The following is a 15,050-nucleotide window of genomic DNA, read 5'->3' as shown; positions in this document are numbered from 1 at the left end:
GTGATGTCAGCCACGTTTGGAACGCATGGCCTTCACATGCTGCAACGATTTGTCTTTGGCCAGCTTTTTATACTCGGCCGACTCCAGGGGATAGATGGCAATTTTTCCATGCGCATCGCTGTGAACACCCCAGCCATAGCGCTTGGCGAGCGGCGACGAACGAAAGCACGCCTGGCCTTTTGAGAAAAATTCACGCCGCGCACTGGTGAAGTCTTTTTTGGCGATGTTGTTTTTCTCGGCATGCACGGCGAAAATCACATCGTCGGATGTGTATTGATAGGGATGATCGTAGAGCATATCGAACTGGCGCGCAGCCACAGTCTTCTCCGTTTTTTGAGGAGGGATCTCCGCTTTTTTAGCCGGAGAATCTTCGGCTACTTCAATGAAAGTATCCGTGTAGTTGGTGGTTTTTGGCTCGGGCATGACATTGTTTTTTTCTAAAGATAAACGAACACAGACGGCATTGTGTTTTGTGATCAATACTTCAAAAACACAAAAAGCAATGCGCGAACATTGCTTTTTGAAAGATGGTGCTATAGCGGGAGCGCTACATATCCTTTTTCGCCAGGGGAGGCAACACCCCCATGGCATACCATGCGAAGGCATACTGATCGGCCACCACTTCCATGGCTTTGGATAGATTCGACGCGCCGTGTCCCGACTTTGTGGCGATGCGAATGAGCACGGGGTTTGTTCCCCCTTGTGCAGCCTGCAGCGTGGCCGCGAACTTGAACGAGTGCGCAGGCACCACGCGATCATCGTGATCGGCTGTGGTGACCAGGGTTGCGGGGTAGGCCGTGCCTGGCTTCAGGGCATGAACAGGCGAGTAACGTTTCAGGTATTCAAACATTTCTTTCGAATCGTTGGCGGTGCCATAGTCATAGGCCCAGCCGGCGCCAGCGGTGAACACGTGATAGCGAAGCATGTCCATCACCCCCACGTCGGGCAGCGCCACCTTGGCCAGGTCGGGACGTTGCGTCATGGTGGCACCCACCAGTAGCCCACCGTTGGAACCACCGGCGAGTGCGAGGTATTCGGGTGATGTATAGTTTTCGCGGGTGAGGTATTCGGCCGCAGCAATAAAATCGTCGAACACGTTTTGTTTGTTCAGCTTGGTGCCAGCCACGTGCCAGGCTTCGCCGTATTCGCCACCACCCCTCAGGTTAGGTTGGGCAAACACACCGCCGTTCTCCAGCCACACAATGCGCGAGGTGTTGAAGTTGGGGGTGAGGCTCACATCGAAGCCGCCATAGCCATAGAGTATCGTCGGGTTTTTGCCGTTCAGCGCCAGTCCTTTCTTGTACACAATAAACATGGGCACCTTTGTGCCGTCTTTGCTGGTGTAGAAAACCTGCTTTGTTTCATAGGCCTCCGGATTAAAGTCTACCACGGGTTTTTCATAGAGCGTGGAGGCACCGGTTGGAATATCAAGTTTGAAAACAGACGAAGGGTAGGTGAACGACGTGAAGGTATAATACACATGATCGTCTTCCATCTTCCCGCCAAAGCCCCCGGCCGTGCCGATGCCCGGCAGTTTCACTTCGTGCTCGAATGTGCCGCTGTAGTCGTATTGCCGGATGAGTGTGCTGGCGTCCTTCAGATAGTTCACAAACATTTTTTTTCCGGCCGTGCCCACCGATTGAATAACATTGTCGGTTTGCGGCACAAGGTCTTTCCAATGCTCTGGGGTGGGCGTTGCTGCGGGCACGCTCACAAGCCTGTAGTTGGGGGCGTTCAGGTTGGTGCGGAGGATGAGCACATCGCCGTTGTTTTCAACAATCGAATGGTTGTTGTCGAAGTTGTTCACGACAGGTGTGAGTTTGCTTTGCGGATTGTGGAGATCCTGCACATAGAGTTCGTTGCCGGTGGTGCTGTTGGCGGCGTGCACCACCAGAAAACGTTCGTCTTCGGTGAGGCTGGCAAAGATGTAGCGCCGCGGCGTTTCTTCTCCACCAAACACCAGCACATCGCTGCTCTGGGGTGAGCCGAGCTTGTGGTAGAACAATTTATGATGCGGCGTCTTCGACGACAGCTCGGAGCCTTTTGGTTTGTCGTAGCTGCTGTAGTAAAAGCCTTCGTTGCCCCGCCACGAAATGCCCGTGAACTTCAGGTCAACAAGTGTGTCTTCCACCACGGTTTTGTCAGCGGTTTTGATGACGATGGCTTTGCGCCAGTCCGATCCGCCTTCGGAAATGAGATAGGCCGCCAGGCTTCCGTCGCTCGTGAACGACAAACCGGCCAGTGCTGTGGTGCCGTCTTTCGAGAACGTGTTGGGGTCGAGAAAAATTTCCGGTGTGCCGTCTTCGGTCTTCTTGCGATAGACCACGTTTTGATTTTGAAGGCCAGTGTTTTTAGAGAAGTAATAAAAGTCACCCTCTTTTGAAGGCGCGCCCAGACGCTCATAGTTGTAGAGGCGCTTTAGCCGTTCTTGTATGGCTGCGCGAAAGGGAATTTTATCGAGGTAGCCAAACGTCACATCGTTTTGGGCCGTCACCCATTCCGCAGTTTCTTTGGCGGTGTCGTCTTCGAGCCAGCGATAGGGGTCGGTCACGGCTTCGTCAAAATAGTGGTCAACGGTTTCTCCTTTCTTTGTGTCGGGGTAGTGCATGGTCGTGATGTTGTCTTTCTTCTGCGAACATGCCACAACAAACAGCATCATGCAAGAGAGAATGGAAAGTTCTTTCATTATTTAGCGGAAATATCAGGTACAATAAGGGGTGAAGTATCCCGACTTGCGACCTCACACCATTGGAATCGTTGAGGCAGGTTAAGCCTTCTTTGCAGACTTGGTTGTTCCATTTTCTTCCAACACTTCAATTTCGGTTTTCTCGCGTTTGATGTCCATGCGAACGCGGTCGAAGAGACTCATGTAGGTGTTGGCGATCCACACCAGCGCAAAGCCCGCAATGAGGTAGCCACGCCAGTCGGCGAGCAGGAGTTTGTAGTCGGTCAGGATAATGAAACCCACGGTCACGTAGTGACTGAAGCAATATTCGCAGGTGAAGAGGTAAAAGAATTTACGTTCCAGCAAAGACTTTCCGGCTTTGCTTCGATGGATGCAAAATTCGCGTGGCTCACGAAAAACTTCTTCGTGTGTCACGGTCCAGGCCACGCTGGCGATGGGAATGGCCAACGTGAAAAGCCAAATGAGCTGGAGGGTGATGGTCATACTTTTTTCTTTAACACACGGGTAGCCGTTTGGTTATAAAAAATCAAACACAATCAACCGATCACCTTTGTAAAAGGCTTAGCGACCCGACGAAACTTTTTCGCGTGTGAGGCGATAAAGCAACACGGCGGTGCGTTTGCTTTGCATGGCCAGTGTGCGCGGGTCGGCAATTTCGTGAACGGTGTGGCCGCCAGCACTGCCCAGGCCCAGGCCGTCGATGGCCATGTCTACATAGCCCGATGTGAAGCTGATGTCGGCTGCTCCGGCATCGCGGGGACGGTTGGCGGTCACGGGTCCGAAGCCCATGTCGCGGCTCACCTTGTCAAAATGTTTCAGCAGTTCATAGTTTCCGGGAGTGGCCGCCAGCGGAGGATAACCTTCGTCGAAGGTGATCTCGGCGTTGGTTTGTGGCAGGTGTTGTGCCACGATGCGCTTCATGGTTTCGCGTGCTTTGTCCAGTTGCTCGGGCGATATGGTGCGGATGTCGCCCGTCACAATCACTTCTTTCGACACAATGTTTCCCTTGCCAAAAGCACTGCCGCCGTTTTTGTTGATGTCGTGTTCAACCGTGGAGCCGCCCAGGATCACACCCGGGTTGAAGGTGAGGTCGGGTTCTTTCGACAGATCGTTGTAAAAAAGATTGAGGATGCGGCTGGCTTCATAGATGGCGCCGGCGCCGATTTTGTCGGTGAAGATCTGCGAAGAATGCGCGGGCACCCCAGTCACTTTCAGTGTCCAGTCCGACGAACTGCGGCGCGAAATGTTTGCTGTTTCGGGAAGGCCGTCGCCATCTTCAAATCCGATGGCGATGTCGGCTACCTTCGCAGCTTCAATCAGATCATATTTCGACAATGCCAGCGGTTCGCCGCTCAGCTCTTCGTCGCCCGTCATCACCACAATGATGCTCATGTCTTTGAGCAGGCCCGCATCGTTTAGTGCCTGGAGCGACTGGATGATCACCACGTCGCCACCTTTCATGTCGCCCACGCCAGGGCCGTGCACCACCGAATCGTTTTCAACGGTATACTTCTGAAAGGGGCTCGACAGTTCGAACACGGTGTCGAGGTGGCCGATAAGTAAAATAGTTTTTCCTTTTCCCGCATGACGAGCCACCAGATGCCCGGCACGCTGAAATGGTTTGCCGTCGATCCATTGTGTGGTGAAGCCCAGGGCGTCCAGTTTGGCGCGGAAAATCTGTCCCACTTTTTGAACGCCTTCAAAGTTCATGGTGCCGCTGTTGATGTTCACCACCTCTTCCAGCAACTTCAGGGCTTCGGCGCGGTGTGCATCCACATTGGCCACAAGCTTTTTTTCTATTTTGGAAAGTTGGGCCTGCGCGGCGCCCACGGTTAGCATCACCAGCACGAGGGCTGGGGTGAGCACTTTTGTCAGGACGGAACGCGACGCTTGAGCGGTGACGGTGGTCATAGGGGAAAGGTTTAAAACAATGAAGGGCAAATTAGTCATCCCGAGGGGAATTGCAAATGCATTTTATGTATCCATCGGCCCGCGAATTCACTTTTTCGCTTGCCTGGAATAGGCGTTGAAAAGTATATTTGCGTAGTCAACTACATAATTTCTGAAAATCATGAATCAGCAACTGCTACGACCTGCGGTGCAAGGCGACCTGTCGGCGATATTGGATGTCTATAACGATGCCATCGTGAACACCACGGCGGTCTACAGCTACAGACCGCACACGATGGAAATGCGGCAGGCGTGGTATGACGAGAAAATAGAGAAGGGCATTCCGGTGCTGGTGATGGAAATTGACGGGCAGGTGGCCGGCTTTGCATCCTATGGACCGTTCAGGGCGTGGCCAGCCTATAAATATTCGGTAGAGCATTCGGTCTATGTTCATAAAAACTTCCGGCAGCGCGGTGTTGCCCGCAAACTTCTGGAAGCACTTGTGGAGCAGGCCCGCGCACGCGAGGTGCACACGCTCATTGCCGGCATCGACGCCAACAACACGGCAAGCCTGCACCTGCACGCACAACTCGGGTTTGAAGAGGTGGGCCACATCCGGCAGGTGGGCTACAAATTTGGCCAATGGCTGGATCTGAAATTTCTGCAACGCGTGCTCGACACGCCAACCGAACCCAACGAAAATCCACCGGCATGAATCTGATCGACGAGCTTGGCGAACTGGCACTTTCCACGCGGCTGATGCGCCTCAGCGAAAGCATGCGCCGCGACGTGACGCGTATCTATAAAGAGAACGGCATCGCGTTCGAGTCGAAGTGGTTTCCGGTGCTCTATGTTCTGTCGAAGCGCTCGTCGATGAACGTGGTGGCGCTGGCACAGGAAATCGGCTACAGCCACCCTTCTATCATTGCGCTGGTGGGGGAGATGGAACAGAAAAAACTGATCAAATCTGTGGTGAGCAAAGACGATAAACGAAAGCGCCTGCTGCAACTCACCCCGAAGGCCCAGACCATGCTGCAAAAGCTGGAACCGCTGTGGGCCATTATGCGACAAGTGGCACGGCAAGTCTATAATAACGGATCGAGTCTGCTGAAAGCCGTGGAAGATACCGAAGCCGCCGTGGCAAAGGAAAGTTATTATGGCCGCTACGAAAAACTGGAGAAGAAGCTGAATCGTAAATAAGCGCCACCCTCTATCAATCCGCAATCTAACCGACGCGAACTGCCATTCCCGGCAAGGGGTGTCGTGAAGCGAATGTAACCTCTGAAAATTTTTTAGCGTCCTAGCTGTATCCTTTCAATAAAGGACCGGTATATTCTTTAATTCGTCGTGATTCTTAAGCGGGGAGCCATGTTATTGGCGCTGCGTTTGACCTGTCGCGATATTTTTTTCTTCATTTCATACTAAATAGTAGAACATATTGAGAAATGATTGTCTATATTTCCTCTACAATCTAGAAACAAAGATATGATCGAAACGCGTTTAGGTGAATTTGAAGAAGTGATCCTGCTGCTGGTGGGCATATTGGGCGAAGACGCTTATGCATTCCGGGTAGCGGGTGAGTTTGAATCGCAGGCGGGGCGTGCCGTGTCTATCGGTGCGGTGCATTCCACACTCACGCGGCTGGAAGAGAAAGGGTTTGTGAACTCGAAAATGGGTGAAGCCACTGCCGAACGGGGCGGTCGGCGCAAGCGCATCTATACCATCACCGCCTACGGCCGCAAAGTGTTGGCCGAAGCGCGCGATTTCAGGATTTCGCTTTGGAAACAGTTTCCCGGATTTGCAACCCTCAAGGGTTTACAGAAGTCATTGTCATAACCAAACACTATGAAGGAGAAAAAACAGTTGTCGCCCCCGCGTGCCGCCCGTCGGCTGCTGTTGTTTTTTCTTCGCAGCGACCTTGCCGAAGAAGTGGAAGGCGACTTGTTTGAAACCTACAAACTGAAGTTGAAGCAAACATCGCCCTTTCGCGCGAAGCTTCACTACTGGTATGAAGTGATGCACTACATGCGTCCCTTCGCCATTCGAAAATCGATTCTATCCTTAATTCATTACGCCATGTTTCAAAACTATTTCAAGATCGGATGGCGAAATCTGGTCAAACAAAAAATGTATTCCTTCGTCAAGATCGGAGGGTTTGCCCTGGGCATCGCGGCGTGTCTGCTCATTGCCCTGTTCATTCGCGACGAGCTGAGCTACGACCTTCAGTATCCCGACGCCAACCGCATATATCGTGTGGTGGAGGTGTATAACGACAATGGAGAAATAAATCGCGGTGTGTGGATGCAGGCGCCGTTTGCCAACTCCATCAAGGAAGATTATCCCGAAATCGAAAAAGCAGGACGCTACAATTCCAGCGAACTGTTTGGTGCCGGCAGCAACCAGATTCGCCGCGACGATCAGACCGAGAACACGTTCGAAGAAGGATTTGTCTTTGCCGATCAGGAGCTGCTTGAAATCATGAAAGTGCCCATGGTCTATGGCAACCTCGCCCATTGCCTCGATCAACCCAAGACGATGGTGATTACACGGAGCCGTGCCGAGAAATATTTTCCGAACGAAAATCCCGTAGGCAAGCTCATGGTGGTGAACAACGATCGTGAAGGACCATTCAAGATCGGGGGCGTCATCGAAGACTTTCCGAAAAACTCACACCTGCACTTTCAGTTTTTCGTGACCATGAAAGGACGCGAGTTCTGGGAGGGCGAACAGAATTATTGGGGAGCCAACAACTATCCTACCTACCTGCTGTTGCGCCCCGGCACCGACCCGAAAGAACTTGCCCACAAGATGGATAAGGTGGTGAGCAAATATCTCTTGCCGCTGTGGCTGAACCAGGGACGCTCGGAAGCCAAAAAAATGGCGGAAGCCATTCACTATGAATTGCAGCCCGTCACCGACATACACCTGCGCAATGCGGGCATCCAGGACCCGATCTCACACGGCGACATCCGCTTTGTCTGGTTGTTTGGAGGTGTGGCGGCGTTCATCCTCATCATTGCCTGCATCAACTTTGTGAACCTGTCAACAGCCAAGTCGGCCAACCGGGCCAAGGAAGTGGGGCTGCGCAAAACTGTGGGATCCTATCGCAGCAACATCGTGAATCAGTTTCTCATCGAGTCCGTGTTGTTCAGTGTGCTGTCGTTTGCGTTTGGCATTTTGCTGGCGTGGGCACTGTTGCCCTATTTCAATGTGCTGGCGGCTAAATCGCTCGTCTTTCCCTGGGGCGAATGGTGGTTGGTGCCTTTGCTGTTAAGTTCTTGCCTGGCCATCGGTATCCTGGCGGGCCTCTATCCGTCTTTCTACTTGTCGTCGTTCAGACCTATCCAGGTGTTGAAAGGAAACGTGAGTCGCGGCAGCAAGAATGCCACCACACGAAGTGTGCTGGTGGTCTTTCAGTTCACCACGTCCATCGTCCTCATCATTTCCACGTTTATTATCTATCGCCAGGTAAACTACATATTAACGCGCGATGTCGGCTTTGACAAGGAGCAGGTGCTGCTGTTGCAGGGCACAAACACGCTGGGCAAAAAAGTGAGCACCTTAAAAAGTGAATTGCTGGAATTGTCGTCGGTGCAGAGTGTGACGGTGAGTGACTACCTGCCCATCAGCGGCACCAAACGAAATGGCAACGGCTTCTATGTTGAAGGTCGCCAGAATGTAGACAAGTCGGTGGGTGGTCAGTTTTGGGTGGTCGACCACGACTATGTGAAAACCATGGGGATGAAGATTGTAGCGGGTCGCGATTTCTCCAGGGAAATGGCTTCCGATTCTTCGGCCGTCGTCATCAACCAACGCATGGCAAAGGAACTGGGGCTGACCGATCCCGTAGGCAAACGCATACAAAACTGGGAAGTGTTCACGATTGTTGGGGTTGTAGAAGACTTTAACTTCGACACCATGCGGGGCAAGATTGATCCGTTGCTGTTGAAATTGGGGAACAGTCCGAGCATTGTTTCGGTAAAAATAAAACCCGGCAACCTCGCGGCGTCGATTGCCTCTATCAAAGACATCTGGAAAAAAATATCGCCGCATCAACCCATTCGTTATGCGTTCCTCGACGACAGCTTTGGTCGTATGTATGAAGACGTGCAGCGCATGGGGCACATCTTCACAACGTTTGCTGTGCTGGCCATCATTGTGGCGTGTCTGGGATTGTTTGCCCTGTCGTCGTTCATGATCGAGCAGCGCGGAAAAGAAATCAGCATCCGGCTGGTGCTGGGTGCATCGCTCAAAAACATCTTCCGGTTGCTCACGCTCAATTTTGTGAAGCTGGTGTTTATTTCTATCGTGATTGCCGCGCCGCTCGCATGGTACATGATGAAACACTGGCTGGAAGATTTCACCTACAGGATCGAAATCACATGGGATGTTTTTGTGCTGGGGGGTGTGATGGCCGTGATGATCGCGTTGGTCACCATCAGCTATCAGTCCATTCGCGCGGGCATGGCCAAGCCGGTGAACGGACTGAGGTCGGAGTAGGGTGTGATCGAATCCGCACAGCATCGGGTCGCCTTTGAACATATGCGGGTATCACATACGCGCATGACGTTCGCAGGCAACGGTTTCACGGCTGGCACAGGTTTGGCAAGGTGCCGGGTGTAGTCTTTAGTCTTTGTCTTTTGATTCTGTAACACTTTACCATACATCATCATGATTCGAAATTATCTTTCCATCGCCCTGCGGAATCTTCGGAAGAATCCCGGCTACTCGTTCATCAACATCGGCGGGCTGGCAGCGGGCATGACCGTGGCCATTCTCATCGGCCTGTGGGTCGTCGATGAGTTATCGTTCAACAAGGTTCATGAAAATTACCCGCGCATCGTGCAGATCATGAAGGGTGGAAACTTCGAAGGCAAGTTCTACACAGGCCAACGGCATTTGCCCTTTCCGTTGATCGAAGAACTGGAAACGAACTACGCCGCCAACTTCAAACACATTGTGCCAAGCCAGCAATCCGACAACCTGCTGACCCTGGGCGACAAAACCATTTCGCAATCGGGCGCCTACATGGGCGCCGGTGCGGCCGAAATGCTGTCGTTGAAAATGCTGAGCGGCACACGCTCGGGGCTGAACGACCCGCATTCCATACTTATGTCGGCGTCGGCAGCCAAGGCGTTGTTTGGCGACGCGGAGCCTTTGAATAAAATGATTCAGATCGACACCGAAACCGATGTGAAGGTGACGGGTGTTTATGAAGACCTGCCCTACAACAGCAATTTTGAAAGCGTGAAGGTCATTCTTCCCTGGTCGCTCAAGATGATCACCAACGGCTGGATGAAGGACCAAGGATGGTCCAATCATTTTCTGTTTATCTATGCGGAGATAGCACCGAACACAACCCTGGAACGTGTGAACGAAAACATACGCGAGGCCGAATTGAAAGTGATCCGGAAAATGCCAGCCATGCAGGAAGAAGTGAAGTACAACCCCGTGGTAATGCTCCATCCCATGGCTGACTGGCATTTGTATTCTGCCTTCAAGCGTGGGACGCTCGAGAATGGTCCCATACAAGCCGTGCGCATCATCGGAGCCATCGGAGGTTTTGTGTTGCTGCTGGCGTGCATAAACTTCATGAACCTGAGCACGGCCCGTTCGGAAAAACGCGCGAAGGAAGTGGGCATCCGAAAATCGATCGGGTCGCTGCGGCGCCAGTTGATCGGACAGTTTTTTAGTGAGTCGTTTTTGGTGGTGGGCCTGGCGTTTTTTCTCAGCCTTGCCTTGATAGGTCTTGCCCTGCCGTGGTTCAACAACATCACGGGCAAAGCCATGCACATGCCCTGGGGACAGACCTGGTTTTGGGTGAGCAGCGCGCTGTTCGTGGCCATCACCGGATTGTTGTCGGGAAGTTACCCGGCATTCTATCTGTCGTCGTTCAATGCCACCGCCGCATTGAAAGGCTCGTTTCGCATAGGACGAATGGCGTCGTTGCCCCGCAAGGTTTTGGTGGTGATGCAATTCAGCATATCCATTGCGCTCATCATCGGCACCATGATCATCTACAAGCAGGTGATGTTTGCGAAAGACCGGCCCACGGGCTACGACCGCGAAGGTCTGGTGATGGTGCAACGAAAAACAGACGAGTTCTATTCTCAAACCGAAGTGCTGCGAAACGAGTTGAAGAAAACCGGTGTGGTGAAGGAGATCGCCACCTCGGGTGGGCGCGTCACCGATGTGTGGTCGGGCAATGGCGGCTTCACCTGGCAAGGAAAAGATCCAAACCTGGAAGCGAACTTTGCCACGCTGTCGGTGTCGCAAACTTTTGGCACCACCGTGGGCTGGCAGTTTGTGGCGGGTCGCGATTTCTCCGATCAGTTTGCGTCCGACTCCAGCGGCTTTGTGTTGAACGAAGCGGCGGTGAAATACATGAACATCAAAGATCCCGTAGGGCAAATCATGCATTGGAAAAATGAGGCCTACAATGTGGATCGCGATTATAGAATTCTCGGCGTCATGAAAGACATGGTGATGGGATCGCCGTTTGAACTGGTGGAACCCACGGTTTATTTCCTGCAGGGATGGCATGGCTGGTTCAGCATCAAGATCGATCCCCGCGTGAGCGTGGCCGAAGCCCTTCCGAAAATTGAAGGCGTGTTCAAGAAAGTGATACCGTCGGCGCCGTTCGACTACACGTTTGCCGACCAGCAATTTGCGCTGAAGTTTGCCGCCGAAGAGCGTGTGGGCAAACTGGCTTCCGTGTTCGCGGTGTTCGCCATTTTCATCAGCTGTCTGGGTCTTTTCGGATTGGCGTCGTTTGTGTCGGAGCAGCGCACCAAAGAGATCGGCATACGCAAGGTGGTGGGCGCTTCGGTGTTTGGCCTGTGGCGCATGCTTTCGAAAGACTTTGTTATGCTCACCATCATCTCGTGTGTGGTGGCAGTGCCCATAGCCTACTTCGCCTTGCAAAACTGGTTGCAGCACTATACCTACCGCACCGATCTGTCGTGGTGGACGTTTGCCCTGGCAAGTGCCGGTGCCGTAGTTATCACGTTGCTCACGGTGAGCTATCAGTCCATTAAAGCAGCCCGGATGAATCCCGTGAAAAGTTTAAAGTCAGAGTAAAGAAAACCCCTGCGCTTCGCAACGATTTCGTTGTGGGCGCAGGCTTTGGTTGAGCGGATAGGAATCCGTCAAGTCGCTATTAAAATTTCTTGAGGTCGTTCAGCACAAACGGAACGTGAATTTCTACCGGCGTGGATGTGGTGCCCAGCCAGGGTCCCATCAGCAAAAGCGTTTCCTGGATTTTGGAGCGAAGGTATTTCAGGTTCAGCACACTGTGCGTGACGCGTTGCAATTTCCCCGCACCGTTTGTGGACACGATGTAGGGAAAGGAGGGAGCGTGTGGGTAGTAGGGCATCGTTTCGCGAAACAGCACGTTGATGTCTTTCACCACGTTGTGGTCCACGGCTACGCTGGCCACGAAATCGTATTTAACATACGTATCCATCATCACCGGCGGAATGGTGAAGTATTGAACAAAATAGTCATTGGCCAGCAAGTAGCCGCCCAGCGGTTGAATCTCGGCGCGGGGCGTGCGATCGGGATAATAGAGGATCACATATTCGCCGCTTTGATCGTCGTGAATCATGATGTCGTTTTTGTAGTATGGATTCACGCTGCCGGGAGCCATCGAGGTTTGGTCGAAGTCGTAGTCGAGCAGCGCTTTGCGTCCAAGCTTGTCGTAGATCGTCCACAGGCCCACGGGCTTGCCGGCGTGGTAGGCGCCCGTCTTGATGATTTTACCTTGTGTGTTGAAATATTGCCACGTGCCTTCGGGGGCGCCATGATCGAAGTGGGCCACCAGTTTTGTGGTGCCGTCGGAGTGAAACAGTTCATAGTCGCCGTTTAACTTGCCGCTGTCATAGTCGATGCGGGCAATCACCACACCCTTGCCGCTCTTGTTGGTCCACTGACCGTCCTTGACGCCATCTTTATACTGTCCCTTCTCCACCACCACCTCGTTGCAGACCCACTCATAGGGACCGTTGGGTTTCTTGGGTTCGGTTTCGGTGAGCGTAATTTTTTCAACGCAGTTGCAATGCGGGTATTTGAGCACGGTCTGCTGGGCGCTGGTCAACCCAACCCAGCTCGTGTTTAGCAAAAGGACAAGGATAATCTTTTTCATAACCAGGAATAGTCGGGCGATGCGGATGCACGACCTACACGTATGCAAAATACGAGATTATGGACAAATAATTTTCATGCTAGTGCTTTTGACGTGCGGGGACTTTCACGTACAGAGTTTGAAGTCGATCGCCATGTTCATTTATAAATTTTTTGAACTGGCGGCGTGTGGGGCGAAAGGTATAGATGGTGTCGGAGGGGGCATTGGTTAGCGCCTGCAGGCTTTTCAGATCCTGCCCCGTAGAAATGTTGCCCAGTACGAGCCCGGCTTTCACAACGCCCAGTTTAGTGACATACCAGCTGTTTTCTCCCCGACAGCTGTTTAGTAAATAATACCCCTTAAATTTTTTGAGCACATCGCCGTCCGGAATGCTGAGGAGCGTGTCTACAAAACCGAAATGGCCGTAGACCGTGTCGCCTACAATTTTTGTGAAGAATGTCGGATCATTTTTCAAGCTATCCCTGGCTGCGTCTTCCAGTATTTGGATGCGGTCGGCAGAATCCAGGCTGGAGAAGCGGAAGGTTGTGTCTACGGTGATTTTTTGAATGACACGCTCGCGTGTGATGATTAATTCGCTTTTGGGGCTATCAAAAAGCTGGTAGGTACCGGTCAACTTTTTGGGAACGGATACCTCTGCTTTCACGCCTTCGGGTTGAGGCTCTTCAAAACGGACAATGCCTTCGCAGGAGAATAGGAGAATGAGATAAAGAAAAAGTCCAACGTGTTTCATGACTTGCAAGTATCTCGCTCAAGATAGCAAAAGAATACGTCACGCAAACCGTGGTAAATTCATCACCGCTCAACGCGATAACAATATCCCACCACGCCGCAGGCAAACTTCTTTGCCTCGAGACAGGTGAGGTTTATTTTCTGCGGCAGGTCTTTATACAAATCAATGCCTTTGCCAAGAATCACGGGGTTGATGTTCAGCCACAGTTCATCCAGCAAACCTTTTTGTAAAAAGAAGCGGGCAATGGAGGCGCTGCCGATAATGAGCATGTCTTTGCCGGGAAGGGCTTTGAGGCGCTCCACTTCTTTTGGAATGTTGTCGTGTATCAGCACCGTGTTTTGCCACGTGGCTTCTTTCATCGTTTTGGTGAACACAATTTTTGTGGTTTCGCCAATCCAGCGTGCATGTTCGCGATGATAGGGGGTGGCGTCGGGGTTGTTTGCTTCGGCGGGCCAGAAGTCCACCATCATGTCGTAGGTCACGCGGCCGTAGAACACGGTGTCGATGCCGTGCATTTTTGCGGCCACGTGATCCTGAATCTCTTCGTCGTATTGTATCCAGTCCATTTCACCGTTGGGTCCGGCCAGAAAGCCGTCGAGCGTGGTGTGGAGAAGGGCAATGGTCTTTCTCATATGGATGATGTGGTCGATGGTTGTTTCGCGAAGAGCGATGATGGTGATGAACGGCCTACGCCTGTGCGGCCTTCATGGCAGCGCGTTTGTGATACAACAGGTAGGACGCAAAACCAAAGCCGATGAAAATAAACATGGGTGACCATGCGGAGACCGGCTCGCCGATGGAGTAGAACGAATAGGTAGCGCCGATCAGGTCGAACAGCAATCCGGAATAGGCCCACTCTTTCAATCGCGGAAAACCGGGAACCAGGATGGTGATGCTGCCCAGCAACTTGGCCACACCGATGAAGGGAATGAAATAGGTGGGGTAGCCCAGTTGATCGTGCAGCATGGCCACCGCTTCGGGCGAACTCACGATGTTGGAAGTGGACGAGAAAATCATGAAGGCGGCAAATAAGCCTGTAACAATCCAGTAGATGATGTTGATGCGTTTCATGTGACGTTGGGTTGTGGTTAGTGTAATTTAAGGTTCAGAGTTAAAATATAAAAATTTGGAATGCCCATTATGCCGGCTCCGGTCTATCGAACTGCAGCATCCAGTGATTGCCGAATTTGTCGGTGAGATCACCACAGAACGCGCCCCAAAAGGTTTGCTCCAGCGGATGCGTTTGCTTGCCCTGCTCCGAAAGCCGGGAGTAGAATTGTTTCGCTTCGGCCTCGCTGTTGCAATGCAGCATCATCGACACGGCGTTGCCTTTCGAAAGCCCCGGCTCAGGCACCATGTCAGATCCCATGAGCACAAGCGTTTCGTTGGTGAGCACCGCGTTAAGCACATAGTTTTTCATGTGCGACGGCAACCGCGCGGCCAGCGGCGATTCGCCAACCGTCTGCATCACCAGCTCGCCGCCAAGACATTCCTGATAGAAGGTCATCGCTTCAAAGCAATTTCCGGAAAAGGTCAGGTATGAATGAATGGCTGCCATGCTTGAGGCCGGTTTTTTTATGACGACCCCGACACAAAATTGC

General features: G+C 52.3%; 14 protein-coding genes. 5 read left to right on the top strand and 9 right to left on the bottom strand.

What is annotated here, in order from left to right; translation table 11 throughout:
* Nucleotides 1-6 precede the first annotated feature (6 nt).
* The 4 genes from JI741_RS04235 to JI741_RS04220 all read right to left on the bottom strand — a co-directional run bounded on the left by JI741_RS04235 (nucleotide 7) and on the right by JI741_RS04220 (nucleotide 4,597).
* On the bottom strand, nucleotides 7-423 hold the full coding sequence (locus JI741_RS04235) for a DUF6157 family protein (RefSeq protein WP_202007686.1): 417 nt from the start codon (nucleotides 421-423) through the stop codon (nucleotides 7-9).
* Between the two features lie 124 nt (nucleotides 424-547).
* Nucleotides 548-2,686 (bottom strand): prolyl oligopeptidase family serine peptidase, encoded by a 2,139-nt coding sequence (locus tag JI741_RS04230; RefSeq protein ID WP_202007684.1) that lies wholly within the window; start codon nucleotides 2,684-2,686, stop codon nucleotides 548-550.
* Nucleotides 2,687-2,767: 81 nt separating this feature from the next.
* Entirely contained in the window at nucleotides 2,768-3,169 is a 402-nt protein-coding gene (locus JI741_RS04225; RefSeq protein ID WP_202007682.1) for a hypothetical protein, read from the bottom strand.
* A gap of 78 nt (nucleotides 3,170-3,247) precedes the next feature.
* Nucleotides 3,248-4,597: a M20/M25/M40 family metallo-hydrolase gene (locus JI741_RS04220; RefSeq protein ID WP_202007680.1), complete on the bottom strand. Its 1,350-nt coding sequence runs from the start codon at nucleotides 4,595-4,597 to the stop codon at nucleotides 3,248-3,250.
* 160 nt (nucleotides 4,598-4,757) lie between these two features.
* Between JI741_RS04220 and JI741_RS04215 the strand changes: the two genes are divergently transcribed.
* The 5 genes from JI741_RS04215 to JI741_RS04195 all read left to right on the top strand — a co-directional run bounded on the left by JI741_RS04215 (nucleotide 4,758) and on the right by JI741_RS04195 (nucleotide 11,656).
* Nucleotides 4,758-5,291: a GNAT family N-acetyltransferase gene (locus JI741_RS04215; RefSeq protein ID WP_202007678.1), complete on the top strand. Its 534-nt coding sequence runs from the start codon at nucleotides 4,758-4,760 to the stop codon at nucleotides 5,289-5,291.
* On the top strand, nucleotides 5,288-5,776 hold the full coding sequence (locus tag JI741_RS04210; RefSeq protein ID WP_202007676.1) for a MarR family winged helix-turn-helix transcriptional regulator: 489 nt from the start codon (nucleotides 5,288-5,290) through the stop codon (nucleotides 5,774-5,776). The genes JI741_RS04215 and JI741_RS04210 overlap by 4 nt, the downstream gene beginning before the upstream one ends.
* 285 nt (nucleotides 5,777-6,061) lie before the next feature.
* The gene (locus JI741_RS04205) at nucleotides 6,062-6,412 is read left to right on the top strand and encodes a PadR family transcriptional regulator (protein ID WP_202007675.1); all 351 of its coding nucleotides are present in this window, start codon (nucleotides 6,062-6,064) and stop codon (nucleotides 6,410-6,412) included.
* A 9-nt stretch (nucleotides 6,413-6,421) separates the two neighbouring features.
* The gene (locus tag JI741_RS04200) at nucleotides 6,422-9,076 is read left to right on the top strand and encodes an ABC transporter permease (protein ID WP_202007674.1); all 2,655 of its coding nucleotides are present in this window, start codon (nucleotides 6,422-6,424) and stop codon (nucleotides 9,074-9,076) included.
* Between the two features lie 171 nt (nucleotides 9,077-9,247).
* Nucleotides 9,248-11,656 carry an ABC transporter permease gene (locus tag JI741_RS04195; RefSeq protein WP_202007673.1) on the top strand — a complete coding sequence of 803 codons (2,409 nt, stop codon included), beginning with the start codon at nucleotides 9,248-9,250 and terminating at the stop codon, nucleotides 11,654-11,656.
* Between the two features lie 79 nt (nucleotides 11,657-11,735).
* Here JI741_RS04195 and JI741_RS04190 read toward each other — a convergent pair whose 3' ends face one another.
* From JI741_RS04190 to JI741_RS04170, 5 genes are all read right to left on the bottom strand, one after another.
* Nucleotides 11,736-12,719: a toxin-antitoxin system YwqK family antitoxin gene (locus tag JI741_RS04190; protein ID WP_202007672.1), complete on the bottom strand. Its 984-nt coding sequence runs from the start codon at nucleotides 12,717-12,719 to the stop codon at nucleotides 11,736-11,738.
* 79 nt (nucleotides 12,720-12,798) lie between these two features.
* Entirely contained in the window at nucleotides 12,799-13,449 is a 651-nt protein-coding gene (locus tag JI741_RS04185; RefSeq protein ID WP_202007671.1) for a hypothetical protein, read from the bottom strand.
* Nucleotides 13,450-13,511: 62 nt separating this feature from the next.
* The gene (locus JI741_RS04180; RefSeq protein WP_202007670.1) at nucleotides 13,512-14,081 is read right to left on the bottom strand and encodes a dihydrofolate reductase family protein; all 570 of its coding nucleotides are present in this window, start codon (nucleotides 14,079-14,081) and stop codon (nucleotides 13,512-13,514) included.
* 55 nt (nucleotides 14,082-14,136) lie between these two features.
* A complete protein-coding gene (locus JI741_RS04175; RefSeq protein WP_202007668.1) occupies nucleotides 14,137-14,520 on the bottom strand; it encodes a DoxX family protein in 384 nt (127 codons plus the stop codon).
* A 67-nt stretch (nucleotides 14,521-14,587) separates the two neighbouring features.
* Entirely contained in the window at nucleotides 14,588-15,007 is a 420-nt protein-coding gene (locus JI741_RS04170; RefSeq protein WP_202007666.1) for a VOC family protein, read from the bottom strand.
* Nucleotides 15,008-15,050: the final 43 nt, after the last annotated feature.

It is taken from the genome of Chryseolinea lacunae (assembly GCF_016735595.1).
In the GTDB taxonomy this organism is placed as follows: domain Bacteria; phylum Bacteroidota; class Bacteroidia; order Cytophagales; family Cyclobacteriaceae; genus Chryseolinea; species Chryseolinea lacunae.
The sequence above is the reverse complement of the archived record's forward strand: the minus strand, read 5'-3'. Positions and strand labels throughout refer to the sequence as shown.